At 32.6% G+C, this 23,786-nt stretch carries 23 protein-coding genes and 2 tRNA genes; 18 read left to right on the forward strand and 7 right to left on the reverse strand.

The window, feature by feature from the left end:
• The first annotated feature begins 854 nt into the window (after nucleotides 1–854).
• The 12 genes from Q0921_RS08565 (at nucleotide 855) to Q0921_RS08620 (ending at nucleotide 5,458) form a co-directional block, all read left to right on the forward strand.
• Nucleotides 855–1,145 (forward strand): hypothetical protein, encoded by a 291-nt coding sequence (locus tag Q0921_RS08565; protein WP_299255904.1) that lies wholly within the window; start codon nucleotides 855–857, stop codon nucleotides 1,143–1,145.
• Nucleotides 1,146–1,207: 62 nt separating this feature from the next.
• A complete protein-coding gene (locus tag Q0921_RS08570) occupies nucleotides 1,208–1,423 on the forward strand; it encodes a hypothetical protein (protein WP_299255905.1) in 216 nt (71 codons plus the stop codon).
• A gap of 4 nt (nucleotides 1,424–1,427) precedes the next feature.
• Nucleotides 1,428–1,769 (forward strand): hypothetical protein, encoded by a 342-nt coding sequence (locus Q0921_RS08575; RefSeq protein WP_299255906.1) that lies wholly within the window; start codon nucleotides 1,428–1,430, stop codon nucleotides 1,767–1,769.
• Nucleotides 1,770–1,824: 55 nt separating this feature from the next.
• Nucleotides 1,825–2,049: a type II toxin-antitoxin system ParD family antitoxin gene (locus tag Q0921_RS08580; protein WP_299255907.1), complete on the forward strand. Its 225-nt coding sequence runs from the start codon at nucleotides 1,825–1,827 to the stop codon at nucleotides 2,047–2,049.
• On the forward strand, nucleotides 2,049–2,342 hold the full coding sequence (locus Q0921_RS08585; RefSeq protein WP_299255908.1) for a type II toxin-antitoxin system RelE/ParE family toxin: 294 nt from the start codon (nucleotides 2,049–2,051) through the stop codon (nucleotides 2,340–2,342). Before Q0921_RS08580 ends, Q0921_RS08585 begins: the two co-directional genes overlap by 1 nt.
• Nucleotides 2,343–2,357: 15 nt before the next feature.
• Nucleotides 2,358–2,501, forward strand: coding sequence for a hypothetical protein (locus Q0921_RS08590; RefSeq protein WP_299255909.1), 144 nt, complete (start codon nucleotides 2,358–2,360; stop codon nucleotides 2,499–2,501).
• Between the two features lie 361 nt (nucleotides 2,502–2,862).
• Entirely contained in the window at nucleotides 2,863–3,297 is a 435-nt protein-coding gene (locus tag Q0921_RS08595) for a hypothetical protein (protein ID WP_299255910.1), read from the forward strand.
• 15 nt (nucleotides 3,298–3,312) lie between these two features.
• Nucleotides 3,313–3,558, forward strand: a complete 246-nt coding sequence (locus Q0921_RS08600) for a hypothetical protein (protein ID WP_299255911.1) — start codon at nucleotides 3,313–3,315, stop codon at nucleotides 3,556–3,558.
• An 11-nt stretch (nucleotides 3,559–3,569) separates the two neighbouring features.
• Nucleotides 3,570–3,998, forward strand: coding sequence for a hypothetical protein (locus Q0921_RS08605; protein ID WP_299255912.1), 429 nt, complete (start codon nucleotides 3,570–3,572; stop codon nucleotides 3,996–3,998).
• A gap of 4 nt (nucleotides 3,999–4,002) precedes the next feature.
• Nucleotides 4,003–4,338, forward strand: coding sequence for a hypothetical protein (locus tag Q0921_RS08610; RefSeq protein ID WP_299255913.1), 336 nt, complete (start codon nucleotides 4,003–4,005; stop codon nucleotides 4,336–4,338).
• An 81-nt stretch (nucleotides 4,339–4,419) separates the two neighbouring features.
• Nucleotides 4,420–5,034 carry a hypothetical protein gene (locus Q0921_RS08615; RefSeq protein ID WP_299255914.1) on the forward strand — a complete coding sequence of 205 codons (615 nt, stop codon included), beginning with the start codon at nucleotides 4,420–4,422 and terminating at the stop codon, nucleotides 5,032–5,034.
• Nucleotides 5,035–5,113: 79 nt separating this feature from the next.
• A complete protein-coding gene (locus Q0921_RS08620) occupies nucleotides 5,114–5,458 on the forward strand; it encodes a hypothetical protein (RefSeq protein WP_299255915.1) in 345 nt (114 codons plus the stop codon).
• Between the two features lie 301 nt (nucleotides 5,459–5,759).
• On the opposite strand, the gene Q0921_RS08625 is transcribed toward Q0921_RS08620, so the two are convergent.
• Entirely contained in the window at nucleotides 5,760–6,812 is a 1,053-nt protein-coding gene (locus Q0921_RS08625; protein ID WP_299255916.1) for a BspA family leucine-rich repeat surface protein, read from the reverse strand.
• Nucleotides 6,813–7,323: 511 nt separating this feature from the next.
• Between Q0921_RS08625 and Q0921_RS08630 the strand changes: the two genes are divergently transcribed.
• On the forward strand, nucleotides 7,324–8,103 hold the full coding sequence (locus Q0921_RS08630; protein ID WP_299255917.1) for a hypothetical protein: 780 nt from the start codon (nucleotides 7,324–7,326) through the stop codon (nucleotides 8,101–8,103).
• A 950-nt stretch (nucleotides 8,104–9,053) separates the two neighbouring features.
• Here the strand turns inward: Q0921_RS08630 and Q0921_RS08635 are convergent.
• Nucleotides 9,054–12,503, reverse strand: coding sequence for a T9SS type A sorting domain-containing protein (locus tag Q0921_RS08635; RefSeq protein WP_299255918.1), 3,450 nt, complete (start codon nucleotides 12,501–12,503; stop codon nucleotides 9,054–9,056).
• Nucleotides 12,504–12,981: 478 nt separating this feature from the next.
• Here Q0921_RS08635 and Q0921_RS08640 point away from each other — a divergent pair, with 478 nt between their 5' ends.
• Entirely contained in the window at nucleotides 12,982–13,551 is a 570-nt protein-coding gene (locus Q0921_RS08640) for a DUF427 domain-containing protein (protein WP_299255919.1), read from the forward strand.
• A gap of 77 nt (nucleotides 13,552–13,628) precedes the next feature.
• Here Q0921_RS08640 and Q0921_RS08645 read toward each other — a convergent pair whose 3' ends face one another.
• Nucleotides 13,629–15,992 carry a TonB-dependent receptor gene (locus tag Q0921_RS08645; RefSeq protein ID WP_299255920.1) on the reverse strand — a complete coding sequence of 788 codons (2,364 nt, stop codon included), beginning with the start codon at nucleotides 15,990–15,992 and terminating at the stop codon, nucleotides 13,629–13,631.
• Nucleotides 15,993–16,205: 213 nt separating this feature from the next.
• Here Q0921_RS08645 and Q0921_RS08650 point away from each other — a divergent pair, with 213 nt between their 5' ends.
• From Q0921_RS08650 to Q0921_RS08660, 3 genes are all read left to right on the forward strand, one after another.
• Complete coding sequence (locus tag Q0921_RS08650) at nucleotides 16,206–17,222, forward strand: sensor histidine kinase (RefSeq protein ID WP_299255921.1); 1,017 nt, start codon at nucleotides 16,206–16,208, stop codon at nucleotides 17,220–17,222.
• Nucleotides 17,219–17,908: a LytTR family DNA-binding domain-containing protein gene (locus tag Q0921_RS08655; RefSeq protein ID WP_299255922.1), complete on the forward strand. Its 690-nt coding sequence runs from the start codon at nucleotides 17,219–17,221 to the stop codon at nucleotides 17,906–17,908. The genes Q0921_RS08650 and Q0921_RS08655 overlap by 4 nt, the downstream gene beginning before the upstream one ends.
• 143 nt (nucleotides 17,909–18,051) lie before the next feature.
• Nucleotides 18,052–18,276 carry a hypothetical protein gene (locus Q0921_RS08660; protein ID WP_299255923.1) on the forward strand — a complete coding sequence of 75 codons (225 nt, stop codon included), beginning with the start codon at nucleotides 18,052–18,054 and terminating at the stop codon, nucleotides 18,274–18,276.
• Between the two features lie 62 nt (nucleotides 18,277–18,338).
• On the opposite strand, the gene Q0921_RS08665 is transcribed toward Q0921_RS08660, so the two are convergent.
• A complete protein-coding gene (locus Q0921_RS08665) occupies nucleotides 18,339–19,952 on the reverse strand; it encodes a trypsin-like serine protease (protein WP_299255924.1) in 1,614 nt (537 codons plus the stop codon).
• 516 nt (nucleotides 19,953–20,468) lie between these two features.
• Between Q0921_RS08665 and Q0921_RS08670 the strand changes: the two genes are divergently transcribed.
• Nucleotides 20,469–20,819, forward strand: coding sequence for a DUF5713 family protein (locus Q0921_RS08670; RefSeq protein ID WP_299255925.1), 351 nt, complete (start codon nucleotides 20,469–20,471; stop codon nucleotides 20,817–20,819).
• 80 nt (nucleotides 20,820–20,899) lie between these two features.
• On the opposite strand, the gene Q0921_RS08675 is transcribed toward Q0921_RS08670, so the two are convergent.
• The 3 genes from Q0921_RS08675 to mutS all read right to left on the reverse strand — a co-directional run bounded on the left by Q0921_RS08675 (nucleotide 20,900) and on the right by mutS (nucleotide 23,760).
• Nucleotides 20,900–20,983, reverse strand: a tRNA-Leu gene (locus Q0921_RS08675).
• A gap of 17 nt (nucleotides 20,984–21,000) precedes the next feature.
• A tRNA-Gly gene (locus Q0921_RS08680) sits at nucleotides 21,001–21,072 on the reverse strand.
• Nucleotides 21,073–21,168: 96 nt separating this feature from the next.
• Nucleotides 21,169–23,760 (reverse strand): DNA mismatch repair protein MutS, encoded by a 2,592-nt coding sequence (gene mutS, locus Q0921_RS08685; RefSeq protein ID WP_299256135.1) that lies wholly within the window; start codon nucleotides 23,758–23,760, stop codon nucleotides 21,169–21,171.
• Nucleotides 23,761–23,786 lie beyond the last annotated feature (26 nt).

Genomic DNA, 23,786 nt, shown 5'->3' on the forward strand with positions numbered 1-23,786 from the left:
TAATAAATGTTTATAAGTTAAAAATATTTGTAATTATTTTACATTCTAATCGTTGAGTGAAAGTATAATCGATACATCTATATTTTCTCTGTTCACAGAAAATACTGTTATACCAACTGAATTGATGTGTGTTATCGCTTTGGTTATTATTGAATTTCAAAATGAAGATATACTAGTGTAGAGTTAATAACAAGAAAATATTCTTGAAATTTATAAATTTCATGTTAGATTTTTATATGCATTTCAGTGTTAAATAATTGATAATATGCTTTTTAAATTATTGTCTATGTTAAACTAAGCTAACCTAGAAACCGTATGACTCTTTTCTAATACTTGCATCCAATTTATGAACAAAAGGTTGATTGATTTGGATGAAATATTATTCTATTGCATTATTCAAAATAATATGGGAGTAAAAAAAAGAAGGCAAAAGTATTAACTTTGAAACCGAACTAGAAAAAATAGAAATTTAAAAAGAACGATTAGTAACTCTTGGAAATTAAGATTAAAAATTGGAGATATTTGAGGATTAAGCACTGCCGTATTATCGTCTCTATTTGAATTTTTTGATAATAAAAGTTTCGATAATGTATTTTTCGGATAGTTCTTTATAGCTCTAGTTTATAATAGCGTTTATAATTTAAACTTGCTCTATTCTGTTTTTTAGTTAGCATAGTGATTATAAGAATATTAAAATTTTATTCTTATTTAGAGGGATGTTTAGTACCAACCATGATGTAAACTACAGTCTTTTTAATTAAAGATTATAATTTCTGGAGTGATATTCTTTGCATACGATTTCACTGGTAATAAAAGAAAAAGTTAATTACAAAGTTCAATAAAACGATTGAAAAATGAAAGAGCTTACTGAAATAAAAGTATATGCTACTGGAAAAACAGATCCTTTCATCAAATCTGGAACACCCATTTTACAGATTCAAAACGGAGAAGTAAATGTTGGTAGAATAGTTTATGACCTAAATGATGAGTGGTCTCTTCATATTGATCATCCAGAAAATAATCAAGAGTTAAGTTCTCTTGCGCTTAAATTGCTAATTGATAAAGAACCGAAGTTTCTAAAAAGCAAAAAGTCCGTTATTGTTTTATGTCCAAAAAAAATAGCAGAAAAAATGAATTGGGGATGAGTCACTATAAAAATAGTAATATCTAAAAATAGTAATATCTAAAAATAAAAGTTCAAAAAACGATGAAAATAATTTTCTGGACACTTTACACATTAACTATAATAGGCTTAGTAATTTCTATTACTTTAATTATAATGGGTAACATGCCTTGTTCGGGAGATGGATGCCTGATCCATATTTTATATTTTATCGGCACTCCACTCTTGTTAGTTTTTGGAATATTATTTTTCTTTATGACAAGAACAGTTATAAAACAATGGAAATCTAAAGTTCAATAAAACGATGTTTTCTGGCATTGCGGAACTAGAACGTGACATTATTATAGAACGGACATTAGCTGGGCAAGAAAGCACAAGACAAAGAGGTGTTAAGTTCGGAAGAAAACGAGGTTTGACTAAAGAAATTAAAAAGAAAGCAATCTTAGCTGAAACATATTACAGAGATAAAACAAAAGAATTATCTGTGAAAGAAATATGTAAACTTTGTGATATCAGCTCTAAAGCCACTTTATATAGATATTTAATGAATCAAGGTCTTAGAAATTGCGTTGAATATAACGCTTATTTTTGGGACAAAAATCAAGAGCCGGATAATGCATATTGTGAAAAACATTTAAAAGAATAAGAGGGGCTAACATGTTTATATTTGCTAAATATAGACACAATTATTATATTTGAATATGAATATAAGTTTTACAAAACAACAAGAAGAATATATTTCGAAGCAAGTTGCTTCTGGAGAGTATCAGAATAATAGTGAAGTAATACGTGACGCTTTAAGGCTTCATGGTATCTATAGAGATAAAGTAATAAAAGATTTAAGAAAAGAAATTGAGGAGGGTTGGAATGCTCCAGATAGCAAAAGAACCATGCAAGATATTATTGATTCTAAGAAAAAAGGATAATGCGAAAATTTATATTATCTACAAAAGCAGATGATGATATTGAGGGTTTATATGATGATGGTTTAAAGAAGTTTGGGGAATCTCAAGCTATAAAATACTTAGAAGAACTTAACTTAATGTTTGTATTCCTTTCTAAAAATTCAGAAGTTGGAAAAAAGAGAGATGAAATTAAAATGAAGCTAGTTAGTTTTCCTATTGGATCACACATTATATTTTATAGAATATTCAAAACACATATTCGAATTATAAGAGTTTTGTATGGAGGAAAAGATTTAGTAAAATTTTTAAAATAACAGTTAAATAAAACGATGCCTATTAAAATAAATTCATACACTTCTGCTGATTTTCCTAATGAGAAAGAACCAGTGATAAAAAAGTTTGTTCAGATGGTTTTTGAAAATGTTGACAACTACGAAGAGTTTCAATTATCTCTTTTAATAGATAAAATATGATTAGATTTTAATGAAAAGAAACAGTTTAACGAATTATTTTTAACATTACGTAGTGAATTCATTAAAAGTGAGCGTATAGAAATTGTTTGAGGCACTCTTTTTAGAATGTTACCAATTAGTACAAGTGATAGTAAATCTGGTATTAATATTGAAAAATTTTATTGGTGGAGATAATTATAGAGTTCAAGTTTCAAATGGAAAATTTAATGATTTGTTTAATCAAAAATTGGATTCAAACAATAGCAAAAAACCAATATTACAATATCTTTTTTGGATAGCACGAACAATTATCGCAGGTAATTCAATTTATAATCTTGTTGCTCAAAATCACTAAATCAAAAGTCTAAATAAACGATAAATTATGGGGCTATTTAAGAAATTATTTTCAAGTAAAACTAGTCTGGAATTAGTTGATGTGAATCTAGGAAAGTTTAACAGTAATTATATTAAAGGGTCGGAAGTAAATTGGATAGGGACTATAATTTTATTTGAAGAAACTATTGAGTTGATTATTGATGGAAACTCTGAGAGACTTTCTCCAAACCAGAAAAAGATTATTCTTAATGCTCTATCGAACGAAGAAATACTAAAATCTGAATCTTCTGTTGCAATTAATGAAGAATATAATAATGCTGATATGGAATTTCAATCCTTGGATGAGCAATTTCAGGTAAAGGCGATCACCTCTAATGAAAATGGATTTGAGTTATCATTTGAACAAAAAGAAAATCCTTATTATTACTTTAATGTGTTTTTTGAGAACAATAAACAGCGAGGTGTTTCTATTGATAGTTAAAAGTTCAATAAACCGATGATAACTGAAGATAAATATGAGGAAATAAACTCAAGCAATTGGTCTGGTGTAAAAGCTATTTTGATAGCAGAGCAAAGAAATTTACCTGGGGAGGTTATAGCTGAAAATGTCGAAGTCATCATTTGTAATAAATCAGAAAAAAGAATGTTTCAAGGTGAAAACCTTAATGCATACAAATTCGATATAAAACTTAATGGCATACTTGTACATGGTGTAAGGTGTACAAATTTAAAAGTTCAATAAAACGATAACAATTGAGTAAAATAGATAAGTACTTTTACAAATGGGATTCTTCTAAATTAGAATCCATTGTTCAGTTAGGTGATTCCAAAAAAGAGCTTTTGTCTTCTGGTTTAATCAAAGATAACTCTGTTGACAAAAAAGAAAATGAATATAGTGGAATTAATGGGAATCCATGGAGGATAGACTTTTTTGAAGACGTGGTATGTAAAGTTTGGTATAATAGAGAAAGTTCATTCAAAATAAACAATACAGAACTGATAGGACAAGAATTTGTATCTATTCAAGAAATTATAGAAAATAACTATGGAAATCTCAACGATAAAATAACAAGTGTACAAGAAATGAATTTATTTAACGATTCAGATATACTTTATATCGTATGTAGAGATTTCTTTGTTACATTAATTGCGGTCATTAGACCAACAATCAAAGTTCAATAAAACGATGAATATTTTTTCACAAATCACTAAATGGTATAAAGATAGAATAGAACTTAAAAAATCAGATTTAGGGAGAAACTATGGTTGGTTTATCGAATTTGAGGACAAAGTAGTTGGAGAATTGTCTAATTACAGTAAAGATGCATTTTATGACGTTGTTTCATATGAAGGGTATGAAGATGTAGTTTTTAATGAAGATATATGGATGAGTGTTGGTTTTAAATTAAGAAATAAGATTTATGATCAATATTCCGAAGGTTGGTATACAGGATTTTATCCTGGGGATTTAATTAAAGTAAAAAAATTAAGGTTTAGATATCTTTGGACAGAAAAACTATAAAGTTCAATAAAACGATTATAATAGATAAAATTACATGAAATACAAAGGACATACATCCCTTATATTTTTGTTGCGGCACATATGAAAAAGACTTTTCTAGTATTGATTAACATTTTTATCACGATGATTTTGATTTCTTGTGTGACTAAATACAAAATTCAAGAAACGGAATATCAATTTATTCCGTACAAAGGAAATGAAGTGTTAGTATTCGAATCGAATAGAAGTGAAAAAGATACAATTAGTTTAAAAACATACAAAGGTTGGTATAAAACAGAAAGAGTTCCTTATAGAATTTTTCATAATAAATATGAAAAATATGGGATTGATTTAGTACATCATAGTTCAAAAATCGCAGATTCTATTCCAGATTTTTTAATCGAAATATTCGCATTTGATTGGAAAGGATTAAGAATAAATATAAGAACTAAATCTGTCAACCATAACTATGTAAATAAAACGAGCTTTACTGTGTTTGAATTTGATAGTATACCAAATACAGAAATGAAAATTAATCAAATTATATATTCAGACGTAAAAGTAATTTTAGGTGAGAATGATGAAAACAAAACTGGGAATCAGGTAAGTCAATTTTATTGGAGTGAAAAGAATGGGTTATTGGGATGGGATATCAATAATGTTGAATGGAGATTGAATAAAAGATACGTGCCACAACAAAATATAAAAATGGATTAAAACACCTTTTACACTAAATATTAAAGTTCAATAAACCGATAGATAAATAAGAAATATACCATTATTAGTAAACTTAGATATGAAAAATTTAAAAATAATATTATTACTCTTCCTTTCAGCGATACTTTTTTCTTGTTCTAAGTCTTATAAATTAATTGAAAAAAATAAAATTCAAGGTGTATTTATTCTAAATTCTTCTCCTACTTTTAAGGGATACTATTACCAAGGGACTGATAGTGAGTTTCACTACTTCTCGAGTAAATGGGAATTAAAGAAAGATATGCTTTTTAAGCTAAGAAAAGAAGACTTACTAATAAAGGAACCTTATGATTTCGAAATGAATGAAATTAGATTTGATTTATTCAAAACGGAAAAGGAGTTTGGTAATAATGAATTTTATGAATTATTCATAATTCAACAATAAAGAACCATTTACTAACACTATGTAAAAATGCACAAAACGCATTTTACACTAAACGATAAAAGTTCAATAAAACGATGGAATATAAAGGACATATATCCTTTATTCCAATGTAGCTAATTTCAAAAATGATTCAGAAATTAAAAGCTGAATTTATAAAAATTATTGAAAAGTCATATCGTATTTGATAGCACGTTCCGAATTTTTTATATCGGTTTATAAACATACAGATGGCAGAAATCGCAGTATACTACACTTCTATCATCTGTGTGTTTTTCCACTTCTTATACAAAAATTGGCAGGGTTATTCACATTGAACATCACGACCGTCATCTCTAATAGTCCAATTACTTTCACCAATCAAAGTAGCTCTTGCGGCAGCTGCTTCATCAGAACAAAAAGCGGTGTCATTAGCTCCAAAGCTAACATCATTTTGTCGTGTTTGATTAGCAAAACTAATGAGTAGTTTGTCGTAGTTTTCTGTTGACAACGCCGAACCATTAAACATAAGACCGGCATCAGTAACTTTAGAAATATTCCAGTTACTAATATCGGGATTTGCTAATGAAGCAGAAAAAAACATACCAGCTAGATTCGTTACATTACCAGTATCCCAATTACTAACATCAGGATTCGCTAACCTTGCAGCAACAAACATACCAAATAGACTGCTCACGTTTGACAAATCAGGAATATCGGTGGCAAGAACTTCAAGATTAGAACAATCTGCAAATGCGGCGTCCATAGACAACCATATTCCCGTTCCCCATTGATCCACAGAGATAATCTTATCAGACTCATCCAGCGGAATGTTGTCAAATTGTATTGCAGGAAAAATACCAGTTATACGTATGGTATGCTCCTCATTGATGTCAAAAGTATGAGTGATATCCCCAGTTATTCCAGATTCATCTACCACCCCATCATTATTCCAATCTACATTATAGTTATAGGTGAATTCTGGATTTGTGGGAATGGTAATTTCGCTAGCAGACCAGGTCGTTATAAATTCTATTCCTGACGCTGTTCCCAAACTAACATTAATAGTTACCGTAAACTCTTGAGTATCTCCATTTTCAGCAACGACAGTATACACTACAGGGTTTGTAAAATCTTGTACCGAACCAATAGCCGGAACTATAGTTAACCCTGTATGCTCAATAAAAGGAGTCAAAGCTGTAATATCTGTTCCTGTATCAAACTCAAGTGTAATAGTGTTACTATCTATAGTGCCCTGTTGCTCATTAATACTAAATGAAGTAATCTCATTAAGATCGCTTAATACCTGACCGTCATCATCATTAGAGCATGATATGCATAGTAAGAACAGACAAATGTAAATAGATAGTGCTTTCATTTTTTTGTTTTCTATATGAATTAATATTACAAATAAAGGTTGGAAAAATTATTAAACCAAAATAAAATGTACGAAAAGGAAAACATGAGATTAAAAGGGAAAATAAAGGGTTAAAATATCCAATTCCTATTTACGAAAATTTGTTTGTTAAACTTGAAACTAAAAAGCATACTGAAATTACAACTGGCTACAACAGCACCTATGAAATTATGGAAGTTAACCTGTGTTAGAAGTTTAGGAATGAAGCTCTTAAAGTTCTTAGACATTATTTCGTTTGCAAAAGATTACTTAACATCGAGGATATTAGCAAAAGATCTATATGTGAGTTAGTTGTGAGATAAATTATTTTCAACCGCATATACTTGATCACTATTATCGCAGAGAAATTAGAGACATTAGAAGAGCGGTGTATGAGTTTTAAAAGAAGAAATCACTTTAATAAACCCCTGAAAACCATCTAGTATTTTAAACCCCTAATCTTTATTTTTGAAAAATATTTAAAACGTATTATATGAAAAATTCCATCACACAAATCACAATACTATTTTTAATTTCTTTTTTAATCACCAATTGCGGTAGTGATGATTCTGTTCAAGATGAAGAAGAAATAATGATAGAACCTCTTGAAAATCTTTCCGAAGACCCTCTTTTTATAGAATATCTTTCAATCTTACAAACTCCTATAGACTTATCTAGGATAAACCCTCAGCGTTCAGAAGAAATTATGAGGCAATATAATAATTTTAGCGAATTAGAGGGAGATATTCTAAAACAAGAGTTAGCAAATACCCTAGGTTTTGAAAATTTTGATAACATGGTAGACTATGCAAATAATGCTAATGAACATCGTTTTCAATTAGAAGAAAAATATAAGCTTAGTAGTTATCCTTGGGGTAGCCTAGAGCTTTATTATTTAAATGGTCTTAATATAACGAACAACTCTGGTAATTTTAATGGTAAATTATTGCTTCAACAACGTCCTCCTGCTGAGTGTTTTTTGGAGGATCTTGAACAGATAGAAAGTTGGGATTGTTATGGAGATTATGTCAGATCGCTTGGTGAGATTTTAAGAGAGCACAGATTATTATTTGCAGATGAGGATTGTGTAGATCGTACTTATCAGACTTTTTTTGCCGAGTGTAACGATCCGGGTAGTGAATCAACATTGCCTTTCAGGATGGATTTTGGTTTTATACAATCTAGTTTTAATTGCTGTGTAGCTCAGTCTTGCGAAAGTGTCCCAGATGTCCAGGAAAACGATGATTCTTATTGTAATCCACTCGTGTCTTAAGGTTAGAAAATCACTGATTACAAAAAAGGTTCGAAGGTCTTTAAAACTAGGATGGAGATTGAACTGGAAAATAAGAAGTCAATAGACCTTGGCACAACAGCCACTATACCTGTACGATTTTGGAACAAAACAAAATCCAAAGTTTCATATCAAAATGAGTTTCTAAGTACTGAGAAGGTTTCATAACAGTGGAGAGAATTAATAAATTATGTACAGCAAGGTGAAAAAAAGAATTAAAACACATTTTACTCTAAATATTTAGTAAATACAAAAAGTTCAAATAAATGATGATTAAATATCTCTTTAAAAGACAAACTATATATTGTTTACTAATACTAGTATTTTATAATTCTTGTAATGAACAAGTCAAAACTAAATGAACAGATGATCTAAAAAAATCTTCCTTTTATTCCTTTTGATATCATTTTTGATCATTACAATAATGATGATTAAGCAATTATTTGACACAGTCTTAGATGTTACTTTTGAATTGATTTTTTCTATAATATGAAGGGGGTTAACTAATGTTTTTGTTTTTCTATTATATAGTTATTCTTGGAATGCATTATTCACAATTATTTTTAGGAAAGAAATTCATACTGGAGTTATAGAAACTAAATTCTGATTAAACTTGATTGTCAGCCTGAGTCTGTCGAAGACATTTTGAATATTAAGATGTTAAAAACTTCGACACCGGTTCGCCTTTGGAGGAAGCTCAGTTTGACAGAGAAATATACTTTTTAGACTTCTTTTTTGCGTAATAACCTTTTTTCAAAATCAACGTGTTTAATCCTGTCACCCCGGCTATGGGGACCTCTTATTCGTACGTTTTTTTTTAAAAACAAATCAAACAGCATTTTAATTGCTTTATTTTTTATTATAAGAAAAAACTAAACCCTCCAGAAAAGTCAATTTCAAGAGGGTTTAGGGATATGTTATTTGCTTTTATTTTATTCTTTTACAAATTTAACGTTTTGATCTCCTACTTTAACGAAGTAAACTCCGGCTTCTAGAGCTTGAACATTAATAGTAGTAGCAAAAGTTCCTCGATCTACAATTTGACCTAACATTGTATAAATTGTATATGGTTTTGTACCAAGATTTTTTGTAACAATATTAAGAATAGCATCTTTTATAGGATTAGGATATATTCTTAATTTGTTAGCTGCTAATGTAGGAGGTTTTTTTCCTGTTACGTCAGAATTAGTTGACACTAGAGAAGTTCCACAAGCCCCAAGGTATGTCCAACTTGTTGCTGTTTTTTCCCATAGATTACCCTGATATACTACTCCATCACCTGCTTGATATGAAATTGATGTACTGTATTGCGAAACACCATCACATCGATCTGCAGAAACAATTGTATTTAGGACCGCTACTTTATCTATTGCAATATCTGCTTGCCAAGTAGCTCCTGTTACTCTGTTAAATCGCAATTGTATTCCGCCACCAGTATATGAACTAAGGTCGATGATCACATTTTTCCAAGAATTACCTTGGTTACCGGTTTGACTCCAGATACTAGTCCAGTTAACGCCTTGATCTGTGCTTACCTCTACAGCGATACTTCCCATATTTGCAGCACCATTCATATGGTAGCTAAATGTAAAGCTAGCTTGAGTTGTTGCTGTTAAATCGAAACAAGGAGAGGTCAGAATCGCTCTTTTATTAGGATATCCAGTTCCATTACCAGAGGCTTCAACATACATATAATAAGACCCTTGTGTCGCGCTTGCAGGTCCGGTTCCGTTAGATGGTGTTCCGTTAGCATCTAAAGACCAATTGATATCATCTACCGTAGATTGTGACCACGCACCAAGTGTATTTTCAAACCCTTCGTTATAAGGAAATGAAACAATGCTTGATGTACATACACCTCCATTGGTAGTGGCACTTGTAGTAGCACTAAATGCAGATTCATTTCCTGCTTCGTCTTTAGCTTTTATTCTAAATTCATAGGTTGTGTTTGCTGTTAGATTATTAATTGCTGCTGTTGTTCCTGTAACCGATCTAAGATTTGTATTTCCTGAATAAATATCATATCCAGTAACTGCCACATTATCTGTAGAAGCATTCCAGGATAAAACTAGTTTTGTGTCTGTAATAGAAGAAGCTACTACATTTGTTGGAATAGAAGGAGCTTCTGTGTCTCCCGAGTTTGTTGCATTAACAAGAGGAACTTTCCAAACACCACGACCATAAGTTGCTGCAAGAAGTACTTGGTCTTTAAGGTTAACTTCTAAATCGCGAACAGCAACATTTGGTAAATTTTGCGAATAATCCTCCCAATCATTATTACCATTTTTATGATATACCCCAAGGTAAGTACCTAAATATATAGACGCCGTACCTTTTTGGTGTCGTACGATAAATTTACCTTCGTTAGGAAGATTACCACTAATATTTGTAAAATTACTTCCTTGATTTGTGGATCTAAACACTCCTCCATTACTAGAACCACTTGTTGAAATGTACACTATTTGGTTATCATCATTATGAACTTCTATAGAAGAGATATTAGTTTGAAAAGTTTCTATTCTTGTCCAGTTAACGCCCTTGTTAGTACTTTTGAATAGATTTTTTTTAAGCCCAACGTACATAATATTCTCATTTATCGGATCTAACTCTATATGATCAATTTTTCCTCCAAAATTAAAGTTAGTTAACTTTTCAAAAGAATTTCCGTTGAGTTTATAAAAACTAGAATATCCGGCGTATAAAACACCATTTTTATCGGATACCAATGGTGTAATCCAATTTCCGGTCTCTGGACCATTGGCTATCTGACTTTGACTAGCACCTCTATTTCGTGTCACATACAAGCCACTACCATTTTGAATAAAACCGTAATATGTATTGTCATTATTTCCACTTACAGCACAATCCATACCATCAGCACCATAATAGTTATTCCACTCATTTCCATTAAGGGCATAACCACCGTTATCTTGTAAACCGCCGACAATGTGATCAGCACTGCTATTTTCTGCTACAGAAATTCTATAGAATTGCCCAATTTGTAGTCCTTTGGTAAGATCTTTAAAGCTCTGACCGTTATTTTCTGAAATATAGATTCCTCCATCACTTCCGCAAATAAGCTTTCCATCATAATATCTTAAGAAATGTATATCAGCATGAGTGTATGTCGCTTGTCTTGGGGAAGACCAATTATTAATTTTAGAAAAATTACCTCCGCCATCTGTAGATTTCCATACATTCAGACAACCGACAAAGACAGTATTAGCATTTTTATCAGAAACGGCAAGTGCAAGATCGTACCAAGCTTGAGAACTTTCAAAAATATTTGTAGTTTCCGCTGTTTTATTAAAGCTGTCACCACTATTCGTTGAACGATATAATCCTTGAAAAGAATAGCTAGATGCTCTTGGACGTGCACTTAGTACATATACATAGTTTGGATTTGCTGGTGTAACATCGATTACTAATCTCCCTGAACTTGAAGGTAATCCACTTTGAATTTTTAAGAAACTGTTACCTGCATTTGTAGATTTATAAAAAGATGATGCCGTTGCCGCGTATATTACATTTGTATTGCCTGGCTTCAGTTTTATATCTTTAATGTTTCCTTGCAGCGTTCGAGTCCAATTAGCACCTGCATTAGTAGTTTTATACACACCTGCACTAGTAGCAACCCATAACACATTTGAATCATTAGGATCTATATAGATATCGTTTGCCGTGGTTTGTGTATTCGAAAAACTTAGACCAGTTTGAGACCATGAGGCTCCTCCATTAGTTGATTTAAGGACTCCAATACTGTAACTATCGCTTGCATCATCATCTCCCGTTGCTATGTAAATTATATTAGAATTTTTAGGATCTATCGCAATACCGGAAACTCCTATTTGAGGTAAGTTATCTGATAAAGGAGACCAATCAACTCCTTTATTAGTGGATTTCCAAATTCCTCCGGCTGGAGCTCCAGCGTACATAATATTTTCATTGTTTGGGTCTATGATCCCAACATTTATTCTTCCTTGACCAGGAGACCATGAAGATGCTTGATTATGATCAAAAGGGCCCATAGGTGTCCAACTTGGTGCTGCTTTACCATTTTTAGCAAGCGCCATTTTGTTTTTTGTGTCAGTAGTAGCGAATAAATACGCAGGCGAAGGTAATGTTCCGTCTGGTAATACGGCATTTTTCCAATATTCTCTCCATCTCATAAATGGTTTGTATCCACTTCCTTTTTTAGTGTGATCACGATTTTTCCAATAGTTGTCAAATGCAGTAGTGATCTCATCAAAAGTTACTTTCTCATCCGTTCCAGATATTTTTTTCTCATTTTCTAGTGCTACCATCCAAGGAGCGGAAGCGTTATATTGCGCAATAGCACAATAACAGGTTAATAACATGATGGTAATTAATGTTTTTTTCATTATAATGAGTTAAAAGATTGATAATTGAGTTTGATTTGTTAGTGAAAAAATAATTGTTGTAGTGTAACTATCCTAAACAAATTAGTATATATTTATGATATTGATTAGCAAGAGATTGAAGAGTTTTTTTTTGACAATTATAGATCTCTTTTCATAATTAAGTTTGCTTTTAAATCGAGTTTAGTTATGTCCGAATGTACCATCTACTTTGCGCATTATTCGTTAAAAGCTAGTATTCGTTATTTAATGCATATAATTTGTTGATCAAAAAATAGAATTTGTCTTATGAAGTATATGAGTATTTATATGTTAAACCGTCTACAGGTAGGAAGAACTACGTGAAAACTAACTTTATTATAATTGCAGGGATAGTTAATAGCAATAAAAGATTATCAATACTAGTTGTAATTCTGATTCTACTTTTATTTGTAGGATATTTAATTTACTCTAAAAACCAATAAATATATAGGCTAAATCCATGAAACGAAAGGACAAAAAAAGAACGACCACAAATTGGTTAGAGAAGGCTCGTGAACACTGGAGCCATAAGGGTAACGAAAGACCGCCATTTGCAATAGTACCAAAAAAGGGTCAGCGATCTGTTTGGGATTTTCCACGTCCTCCAATTATCGAAAAAATCAACAAACACATAGTAGTGAATTATCAAGGTAAAAAGATAGCAGATTCTCGCAATTCTTTAGCTGTTTTAGAAACTGCCAGTCCGCCAACATATTATATACCTCAGTATGATATTGACATGGACACACTCGTAAGAATACTCGACAAAACCTCCATGTGTGAATGGAAAGGTAATGCAAGCTATTGGACTTTGAAGACCTTGATCAACCAACCGATAGCGTGGTCGTATCCGAAACCTTTTTCAGAATTTTCATCATTAAAAGATCATATAGCATTCTATCCTCAGCATCTTGAATGTTATATAGATCAAGAACGGGTTAAAGCGCAAGCCAGTAAATTTTATGCAGGATGGATCACTCCAGACTTAGTAGGACCTTTTAAGGGAGAAATGGGAACCGAACATTGGTAAGCATACCATTTTTAACAAAAAATCAAATTAAAATATATACAGACAATTGCGTATATTGAAATTTTCCTTGTAGTTTCCTAACGTCTTCTCCCCGAATAAGTCATTGCTTCCCCTTTGCCAAAAGCATAACTTAGTCCAAAGGTAAAAAAGCGTCCACGTTGCCCAAAGTTGTAGGTTTCAAAAGTGGGTTGATTCACAAAACGTTCTTGAATTCTAGAAGCAAAAACATCACGGATACCAAGATTTGCCACTATTTTTCCCTTTAATATTTTTTTACGCATACCAATATCGAGAAATGCAAAACCACTTTGCTCCCCTTGGACCGTTTCAAATCCAGAACGATAATTTCCGTTAATTTCTAAATCTATCCCGGCAGGCAAACCAATTTTTGAACCTAATCGAGTGGACCATTGATTCCCCGTAAAGTCAAAAATCTGGCCTTCGAAAGTTCCCTTTCGGTCAAAATAATTAAAATTAAAATCCCCCGTAAAAGTTAACCATTTTGCTGGACTATATTTTCCATTGGTTTCAAAACCTATAGACGAATTTGTACCAATATTTTCTGGAGTAGTAAAATTCACATTATCTACAAAAGTCGATACACGTTCTACCACATCTGTGGTATAGCGATTATAAAAGCTAGAGCTCATACTAGCTTTTCCAATTTTATAAATGCTAGTTAACTCATAAGAATTGGTGAACTCAGGTTGTAATTCTGGGTTCCCTGTTCGGATATTGAAATTGTTTCGAATATTGAAAAAAGGATTCAAATCCCATAGACGAGGTCTAAAAATTCGTTTTGAATAACCAGCTTGAAGCGAAAACTTCTCACTAAACGTATAAGAGGTGTGAAAACTAGGAAAAAAATTAGTAAAATTTCGTGAGTTACCTTCATTGGTATTTGCTAATAGAGTTTCTAAATCCGTGTTTTCTACTCGTAAACCTCCTTTAATTCCCCAGGTGTCATTTTCATAAGCTACAGTACCGTAAACGCCTAATACCTTTTGATCCCATTCAAAGTCATTCGTTAGATTTTCGTTTACTACATATTCTTCACCAATTAAATCTTCAACCTTAAAATCATTCCCCACATCATTTATGACATACTGCACTCCAGTCTCAATAGTATACCCTTTAGTCAATGGATTGGTATAATCCGCTTTAAAGGTAAAATCGGCTTGTTGAAAATTAGTAGCAGTGCGTTGGTTACTATCTACATTTTCTCCTTCAAGTGAAGTATCTGTAAATAAAGAAGACTGATCTTTTCCAAAGAAACTACCCAAAGCACTTAATTGAAATGTATGATCTTCATTATTCTTAAACTGTTTTTTCCAATTAAACTCATACTGCCATTTAGGATTGGTGGCTTCAGTAACTTCATCCCGCACCCATCTAGATACCAAAGTATTACTAGCATCAAAAAAGCTAAAATTAGTTTCAGAAGGCTGATCTTCAATTTCGTAGGCAACATTTCCTGATAGAGTAAAAACGTTGTATTTATTCAAATGGTAGTCCGTACCTAACGTAATGTTAAAAAAAGTCTCATTCCTAAAGTTCTCTCCTTCGCTAAAAATTACTTCATTATTTGTTAGGTTTCGATTAATCGCCTCATTATCTCTAGGTAGTGAACGGTAACCTGCACCCATTTGAGTAAAAAGATTGAATTTTTCAGTTCTACGATTAAGGCTAAGTCCTATACTATGATTGTCGGGTATACCCGTATTAAGTGAGATAGAACCATTCCAACCTTTTTTCTCTTCTTTTTTTAAAATGATATTTAAAATCCCAGAAGTACCTGAGGCCTCATATTTAGCAGAAGGGTTGGTGATTATCTCGATACTTTGAATCATATCTGCTGTAATAGTTCCCAATGCATTGCTAGATTCATCCGCTAATACAGAAGGTTTTCCATTAATCAGGATTTGCACTCCTCCGGCTCCTCTTAAACTTATCTCTCCTTCTATATTAACATTAACTGATGGTACATTGTTGAGCACCTCTAATGCACTAGCTCCTGCTGTACTTAGATCTTTTCCAACATTAAAAACACGTTTATCCAATTTAAACTCTGTTTTAGACACTTCTCCTCTAACCACAACTTCGTCTAATGTTTGGCTGTCTTGATAAAGTTTAATTATTCCTAAGTCAACTTTATTCTCTTTTATTTTTAAATCTCGAAGCTGAATCGTTTTAAATCCTATGAAACTTATTTCAACATAAAAATCATTTTTTGTCGTTTTTATCTCAAATAAACCATTGTCATTGGTTATAGCTCCAGAAATTGTAGCTTTAGAATTTGTGTCATTTAAGACAACCGTAGCATACGGAATAGATTGACCAGTTTCGGCTTCAACCAGCGATCCCGAAACCAATATTTCTTCATTTTGAGCCCAGGTATCAACTGTAAATAATAATAGTATTAAAAGAAACCGTATGTTCATTATGTGCTAATTATAATTTGATTGTTCAAAGAAAAGAAGAAGAAAAGATTAATAAAAATCCATTTGGGTAAACAACCGTTGTAATCCGACAAACGACATTATTGTCATTGACCTCGATAGATCTGCCGTTTATAGCAATTATTAAGAGGATTACGTTTTAAATCTTATAGTTGGAGAAGCAAAAACTATATTTGTTGTACAATTTTCGATATTGTGAAAAAAATATTCTTAAATAAAGAAGTTTGGTTTCAAGTGATATTGCATATCGTGGTATTTACTTTCTATTCATTTGACCGTCGTAATCCCGAGATAAAACCTTATCAATATGTGTTCTTCTTGAATTTTGTAATTGCGGGACTTATAGTGAATTATATACTCCTGCCTAAATTTCTATATCCCGGAGCTTACTTAAAATTCACCTTATATGTCGCATTAGTGGTGGTATGGGTAATTTTTGTGGAAGAAGTTATATTAGAAAAAATCTATTTTCCGGATACTCGCGGTACCAGGTTTTTAGGTGTTGCATATAATCTTATGAGCACTTTGCCAACTTTATCCGTCCTGGCAGGATTCAAATTTGGCTGGGATGCCCTTATCAAACAAAAAGAGGTCAAAGAATTAAAAGACTCTGTAAGAGAAAGCGAACTTCAATTTCTGAAGTCGCAAATTAATCCTCATTTCTTGTTCAATAATATGAACAATTTGTACTCATATGCTATCGAAAAATCCCCACGAACACCAGAAATCATCCTAGAGTTATCGGGTGTGCTACGATATATGCTTTATGAGTGTAAGGCTAAATATGTTTCACTTTCAAAAGAAGTGGAACAATTAGAAAACTTTATCAACCTGGGGCGTTTGCAAATAGAAGGACGCGGTACAATTACTTTCTCGAAAAGTATTGAGCAATTAAATTTTCGGATAGCTCCACTTATTTTGATTGCTTTTCTTGAGAACGCTTTAAAACATGGGAGCTCTAGCCAAACGGGAGGAATAATTATTTTTGTAGATATCAAGGTTACTGAGGGCGGGTTGCTCTATTTTAAATGTTCGAATACTTATAAAACGCAGACCAACACAAATAATTTAGATAGCGGAATTGGTTTAGAAAATGTAAAAAAACGGCTTGCTATTATATATCCAAAGGCACATACATTAGAGATTAAGGCTAATGAAGAAACATATGAGGTTCAATTAACCATCGATCTAAAAAAGTCTCAGGAACAATGAAATGTATCATCATAGAGGATCAACTACCAGCACAGCGTATTTTAAAAAAATACATTGAAGATACCGGTTCGCTAGCACTCATAGGAACTTTTACCGATGCTCTGGAAGCTATGAAAATGATGAAATTGACCAAAGTAGATGTTATTTTTTTAGATATTCATTTACCTAAGATATCCGGCATTGACTTTTTAAAAACGTTATCTAATCCACCTCAGGTTATTCTTACAACTGCTTTCTCTAATTATGCTTTAGAAAGTTATGAATTTGATGTGGTGGATTATTTATTGAAACCATTTTCATTTCAGCGATTTATTAAAGCTATTTCGAAGGTCGAGACAAAACAGCAAAATTTAATTCCGAGTGTAGCGACAACAGAAAAGAATGAAGTGTACACAAAAGTAGGATACGACTTAGTACGTATTCTTATTGATGATATTACCCACATCGTATCCGATGCTGATTATACAGAACTTCATTTACAAAATAAAAAACACGTATCATCTGAAAGGCTTCGTTACTGGGAGGAACTTTTGCCTTCTAAAAAATTTATGAGAGTGCACAAATCGTACATTATTAACACTTCGAAAATTGAGAGAGTCTCTGGTAATCAAATTTATTTAATGAATCAAAAACCAATTCCATTAGGCCGAGCTTATAAGAGTAATTTTATGAAAAAATTCTTATGAAAAGAGATTTATTGATATTGTAAACTACCTTAAAACTAAGGTTCAATAAACCGATAATTCATTTTTGCTGTCAAAAGAATAATGTTCTAAATATAACACAGACTTATCTCAACTCTAGTATATTGCACGAATAAACTATTATTATGAAATTAAACTTATTGTCTTGTGATGCTCAGAGACCAGATAAAAGAGCTATAGTCAAATGTATTTTAGAGATTTCATCAAACATGAATGAATCCTTGGCGAATGAAATTACAGACATACTATTAGAAGGAGACGCTGTAGATATTGAGATAGGGGATAAAAACTCTGGTTCTGCTTTAAGAGCTTTACGAAAGCTAAGTATTGATTACGAAATTATAGAATAAACCAAACCACCTATTAAAAATACCAGCAAAATACTTACTAGTTCGAAAAAATGATCACTTTATCAATAAGGAATTGAACGTTGTAATAAATCATTGTTTTTATCACGAACGAAGACTTCTATACGACCTGTAACTAAATTAGAATTACTAATACAAACAGAACCAGTAGACGAGCCGATATTACCACGCAGGTTTTTCCAACCACTCCAATTAGAACCATTCCATGATTTTTGTACTAATTCATCATTATGTTTACCTCGGATAAATATTTCCAAATGTTTCTCACCTGTATGAACAACAGATGGGGCAGCAGCTAAATCTCCACCAAGATTTTTCCACCCACTCCAACTTGCACCATTCCAAGATCTTTGTACTAGTTTATGATTCTTTCCTCTAACGAAAACCTCCAATTCTCCCGAACCGACATGAACAGCAGTAGGAGCAGCAGATAAATCACCTCCAAGATTTTTCCAACCGCTCCAACTTGTACCATTCCAAGATCTTTGTACTAGATCATCATTATGTTTACCTTGAATGAACACTTCTAGTCTACCTAAACCTGTATGAACCACTGTGGGTGCAGAGGCCAGATCACCCCCCAAATTTTTCCACCCACTCCAACTTACACCATTCCAAGATCTTTGTACTAGTTTATGATTCTTTCCTCTAACAAACACTTCCAATCTACCTAAACCTGTATGAACAACTGTGGGTGCAGAGGTAAGATCACCACCCAGATTTTTCCATCCACTCCAGCTGGTACCATTCCAAGATCTTTGCACTAGTTTATGATTCTTTCCTCTAACGAATACTTCCAATCTACCTAAACCAGTATGAGCGACTGCAGGGGCCGAGGAAAGGTCTCCATCAAGGTTTTGGAATCCATGTATAAAGTTGTAAGCAAGGTCGGTTGGGTCATAGTTTCCTGGAGAGCTCGAGGATACACCAACAATATTTCTGGAGATATTTAGTGCTGGTCCTCCTGAATCTCCAGGACAAGATCCCGCACCAGGCTTTCCAATTCGTAAGGTTATATTTTCTTTAGAAATTTCGTGCAGTGGCAGATTGATTTTTCGCTTATCTGTAAAAGGAGAATTGCAGGGGTTTCCAATACCACCAAAACCCACTAGAGTAATCTGATCTTTCAATTTTGGACGTTTTGAAGGTGTCTCTACAGCAAAAGGGCGTACATCAAGTACCAAACTAGAGACGGTTTGGTCAAGATCTAAGATTGCATAATCATTACTAAGCCAATGATTATTAACAAACACTCCATTTATCTTCGCTAATGTATATTTAGGATGAACACGCACTGTGCCAGGTATAGAGATATCACGTCTAGTTAAGGATTCATCGATAGTAGTAGAAGGATCATCAACCGGGCGAACATTAACTAAAGTAAATGTCTCTCTCGATTTACAACCAGTAGGTGCGGTCTCACCACTACAAACACAATGCGCAGCCGTTAATACTGTTTTTGGGCCTATTAATGTTGCTGTGCATCCACCTAATCTCCCTACGGCCTCTAACTCTCCTTCTGGAACTACTGTGCCTCCTGCAATTTGAGAAAAAGCTGTTATAGTCAAGAAACTTAAGATGCATACAAAAATTGTTTGTAATGAAAATTTCGCATACTTTGTAGTATGATTTTTTTTATATGTCTTTTGAGTAGTCATGATAAGTAATTTATAGTTTAATGTGAAAAGAGATTAATAAGCTATTTCGAAAAGTTAAATTTTCATTATATTATTCTTAGAAAACCTATCAATTGAATTATCAAAGTTAGAACTTAAACGAGTTATTTTTAGTAGTGAAAACACCTTTTCTAAATCGACAAAAACCCCTAAAAAAAAAAGAGAAACACCCCTTTATTATTGATAATTAAGTATATAATTGGAAAGTTTGATGAATATATTATTCCAGTTCTTATCCAATTTTTCTTATGAGTAAATTTATAGTGGAAATGGTATTTTGTCTGAAAAATTATTTTTCTGTAGTCACGACACTGGGAAAGTTCTACAGATCTCAGAAACCATTAATACTAAAGAAAAAGAACAAGGATCACTTTGGAAAAGAATCAAATGAAAGCTAACAGATTAATCCCTTGAATGATGAGAACAGTTTGCTACTTATTTTTTATTTTAACCTTTACCTCCTGTAACTCTGGGAAATCGAAAAACACAGCTAATAAAATGAATAATCAAACCGAATTATCTAATCAGAAAATAAAGGATTTTCAGTTTTTGGATTGTATGTATAGAGATTCTTATTTTCCTAAGTTTTTAGTAGATAAGTGCAAGGGTATTTTATTAGAGCTATGTTTAACAATCGAAAACAAAAAGCCCAAGAATCTTCCTGAGCTTTATAAACTTACTCATAGTGCTACCAATAAGATAAATGACATGGAGGATGAATTCTTTGAAAACAATAGTGAAATTGAAACTGGAGCCAGAGAGTGTCTAGGTACAAATTTTGAATTCATTTCAAAAGCTTATGGTTTTGATGCTCATATTGAAGAACTAATAGCAACAAGGAACTGGTAATGAAGTTTTTATCATTTAAAGATAAGAAAGATCTAAAAACAAAAAAGCCTTCAAAATCAAAAGATTAAGAAGGCTTTAAGTACTCGGGACGGGACTTGAACCCGTACGTCCTAATGGACATTGGATTTTAAGTCCAACGTGTCTACCAATTCCACCACCCGAGCGTGGTATATTTTCTCAGAGCGAAAGACGAGATTTGAACTCGCGACCCCCACCTTGGCAAGGTGATGCTCTACCCCTGAGCTACTTTCGCAGTTATTTTAAGAACTTGGCAATGTGTTATTGCGGATGCAAATTTAAAACATTTCTTATAATACCAAAGTCTTTTCTCGAAAAAGTATAAAAAACTTTATACTGTAGAAGCTTTCTTCCTGGTTAACATACGTTTAATCTCATTTAATTTCATCAAAGCTTCCACCGGTGTAAGCGTATCTATGTCAATATTCACAATTTCTTCCTTTATTTCTTCCAATAATGGATCGTCTAAATTAAAGAAGCTTAATTGCAATTCATCTTCTTCCTGAAATCCCTTTATTTTATCTGTCAACTCCTCACTGCTATGAGACTTCTCTAATTTCTTAAGCATCTTATTGGCTCTATACAACACTTGTTGAGGCATTCCGGCCATCTTTGCCACATGAATACCAAAACTATGCTCACTCCCTCCAGGAACTAGTTTACGTAAAAAAAGTACATTGTCTTTTAACTCTTTTACCGCTACGTTATAGTTTTTAATTCGATCAAATGTTTCACACATTTCATTAAGCTCATGATAATGAGTCGCAAACAATGTTTTGGGCCTTGCCGGATGCTCATGTAGAAATTCACTAATTGCCCAAGCAATAGAAATACCGTCATAAGTACTTGTACCTCTACCAATCTCATCAAGTAACACCAAACTCCTGTCTGATATATTGTTCAAGATATTTGCCGTTTCATTCATCTCTACCATAAAAGTAGATTCTCCCATAGAAATATTATCACTCGCTCCTACTCTGGTAAATATCTTATCCACTGCTCCGATCTTAGCTTCATCCGCAGGAACAAAGCTTCCCATTTGTGCTAATAAAACAATCAAAGCTGTTTGTCTTAGTATTGCAGATTTACCACTCATATTAGGACCTGTAATCATGATCATTTGTTGATCTTCTCTATTTAAAGAAACATCATTAGCTATATATGATTCTCCAGGAGGCAATTGTCTCTCTATAACTGGGTGGCGTCCATTTTTAATTTCTAGATGATGAGAATCATCAATAATAGGACGTGTATATTTATTTTCATTTGCCAACTGAGCGTAAGAACATAAGCAATCTAATTGTCCTATTAGACTAGCGTTTAACTGTACTGGCTTTATATATTCATGCGTCCAAACAATTAAATCACTAAATAATTGTTGTTCTAATAACAGAATTTTTTCTTCTGCACCTAAGATTTTGGCTTCGTACTCTTTTAATTCTTCTGTTATATATCTTTCTGCGTTAACCAACGTTTGCTTGCGTGTCCAAGTTTCTGGAACTTTGTCCTTGTGCGTATTTCTTACCTCAATATAATATCCAAAAACATTATTAGAAGCTATTTTTAATGAAGTAATGCCAGTAGCTTCTGTTTCCCGTTGCAGCATTTTATCCAAATAATCTTTTCCTGAAAAAGCTATGGAACGTAACTCATCTAACTCATCAAGATATCCATCCGCAATGGTATTTCCTTTTAGGATGTTTACTGGAGCCTCTTCTTTAATCGTTTCTTTAATTTTATTACGTAATAATTCACAATCGTGAAGCGTATCTCCAATTACTTTTAAAGCTTCATTATCACTATTTGCTGCTTGCGCCTTTATAGGAACTATAGCTTCTAGAGAATTTTTTAGTTGTATAATTTCTCTCGGATTTACTTTTCCCGTAGCTACTTTAGAAATCAAACGTTCTATGTCTCCGATTTGCTTGATTTGATGTTGGATCTTCTGAAGCAACACATTATTATCTAAAAAATATTGTACTACTTCATGACGTTTTTGGATGCTTGCTATATTTTTTAATGGCAGTGCCAACCAACGTTTTAGAGTACGACCTCCCATAGGAGAAGTCGTCTTATCAATTACATCTATAAGTGTTACTGCATTCGCCGCATTTGGGTTATATAATTCAAGGTTACGAATGGTAAAACGATCCATCCATATATATTCATCTTCTGCAATCCGCTGTACTGTTGTTATATGCTTTAATTTATGATGCTGTGTCTCTCCTAAATAATGAAGAATTACTCCTGCAGCAATAACACCTTCTTGTAAATGATCAACCCCGAATCCTTTTAGAGAAGTAGTTCCAAAATGCTCATTTAATGTCTCATCCGCATAATCTGTTTTAAACACCCAATCTTCCAAGAAAAAAGTATGAAAATCATTGCCAAAATCATTCTGAAAAGCTTGCTTCTTTGGTTTAGGAATTAAAACTTCACTAGGACTGAAATTACGCAATAATTTATCTACCTGTGCCACATTTCCTTGTGCTGTTAAGAATTCTCCTGTAGAAACATCCAAAAATGCAACACCTAATTCTTTTTTACCATAATGCAAGGCACATAAAAAATTATTAGTCTTGCTCTGTAGCACCTCATCATTAAGAGCAACTCCAGGAGTTACTAATTCTGTGACTCCTCTTTTTACGATAGTTTTAGTCTGTTTCGGATCTTCTAACTGATCACAAATCGCAACTCGTTCTCCTGCCTTCACCAGTTTAGGCAAATAGGTATTTAAAGAATGATGCGGAAATCCTGCCAAAGCAGTTTCATTTTCACTTCCATTTCCTCTTTTGGTCTGAACAATATTAAGAATCGCCGCTGCTTTAATGGCGTCTTCGCCAAAAGTCTCATAAAAATCCCCTACTCTAAACAATAATAATGCATCAGGGTACTTAGCCTTAATCGCATTATATTGTTTCATTAATGGAGTTACTTTTTTTTCTTTTT

The sequence above is a fragment of the uncultured Aquimarina sp. genome, from assembly GCF_947496855.1.
GTDB lineage: Bacteria > Bacteroidota > Bacteroidia > Flavobacteriales > Flavobacteriaceae > Aquimarina.

What these genes read in the sequence shown, in the direction of transcription:
- Q0921_RS08565 (WP_299255904.1), top strand. Translation starts at nt 855, where the DNA reads ATGAAAGAGCTTACTGAAATAAAAGTATATGCTACTGGAAAAACAGAT.
- Q0921_RS08570 (WP_299255905.1), top strand. Translation starts at nt 1,208, where the DNA reads ATGAAAATAATTTTCTGGACACTTTACACATTAACTATAATAGGCTTA.
- Q0921_RS08575 (WP_299255906.1), top strand. Translation starts at nt 1,428, where the DNA reads ATGTTTTCTGGCATTGCGGAACTAGAACGTGACATTATTATAGAACGG.
- Q0921_RS08580 (WP_299255907.1), top strand. Translation starts at nt 1,825, where the DNA reads ATGAATATAAGTTTTACAAAACAACAAGAAGAATATATTTCGAAGCAA.
- Q0921_RS08585 (WP_299255908.1), top strand. Translation starts at nt 2,049, where the DNA reads ATGCGAAAATTTATATTATCTACAAAAGCAGATGATGATATTGAGGGT.
- Q0921_RS08590 (WP_299255909.1), top strand. Translation starts at nt 2,358, where the DNA reads ATGCCTATTAAAATAAATTCATACACTTCTGCTGATTTTCCTAATGAG.
- Q0921_RS08595 (WP_299255910.1), top strand. Translation starts at nt 2,863, where the DNA reads ATGGGGCTATTTAAGAAATTATTTTCAAGTAAAACTAGTCTGGAATTA.
- Q0921_RS08600 (WP_299255911.1), top strand. Translation starts at nt 3,313, where the DNA reads ATGATAACTGAAGATAAATATGAGGAAATAAACTCAAGCAATTGGTCT.
- Q0921_RS08610 (WP_299255913.1), top strand. Translation starts at nt 4,003, where the DNA reads ATGAATATTTTTTCACAAATCACTAAATGGTATAAAGATAGAATAGAA.
- Q0921_RS08615 (WP_299255914.1), top strand. Translation starts at nt 4,420, where the DNA reads ATGAAAAAGACTTTTCTAGTATTGATTAACATTTTTATCACGATGATT.
- Q0921_RS08620 (WP_299255915.1), top strand. Translation starts at nt 5,114, where the DNA reads ATGAAAAATTTAAAAATAATATTATTACTCTTCCTTTCAGCGATACTT.
- Q0921_RS08625 (WP_299255916.1), bottom strand. Translation starts at nt 6,812, where the DNA reads ATGAAAGCACTATCTATTTACATTTGTCTGTTCTTACTATGCATATCA.
- Q0921_RS08630 (WP_299255917.1), top strand. Translation starts at nt 7,324, where the DNA reads ATGAAAAATTCCATCACACAAATCACAATACTATTTTTAATTTCTTTT.
- Q0921_RS08635 (WP_299255918.1), bottom strand. Translation starts at nt 12,503, where the DNA reads ATGAAAAAAACATTAATTACCATCATGTTATTAACCTGTTATTGTGCT.
- Q0921_RS08640 (WP_299255919.1), top strand. Translation starts at nt 12,982, where the DNA reads ATGAAACGAAAGGACAAAAAAAGAACGACCACAAATTGGTTAGAGAAG.
- Q0921_RS08645 (WP_299255920.1), bottom strand. Translation starts at nt 15,992, where the DNA reads ATGAACATACGGTTTCTTTTAATACTATTATTATTTACAGTTGATACC.
- Q0921_RS08655 (WP_299255922.1), top strand. Translation starts at nt 17,219, where the DNA reads ATGAAATGTATCATCATAGAGGATCAACTACCAGCACAGCGTATTTTA.
- Q0921_RS08660 (WP_299255923.1), top strand. Translation starts at nt 18,052, where the DNA reads ATGAAATTAAACTTATTGTCTTGTGATGCTCAGAGACCAGATAAAAGA.
- Q0921_RS08665 (WP_299255924.1), bottom strand. Translation starts at nt 19,952, where the DNA reads ATGACTACTCAAAAGACATATAAAAAAAATCATACTACAAAGTATGCG.
- Q0921_RS08670 (WP_299255925.1), top strand. Translation starts at nt 20,469, where the DNA reads ATGAATAATCAAACCGAATTATCTAATCAGAAAATAAAGGATTTTCAG.
- mutS (WP_299256135.1), bottom strand. Translation starts at nt 23,760, where the DNA reads ATGAAACAATATAATGCGATTAAGGCTAAGTACCCTGATGCATTATTA.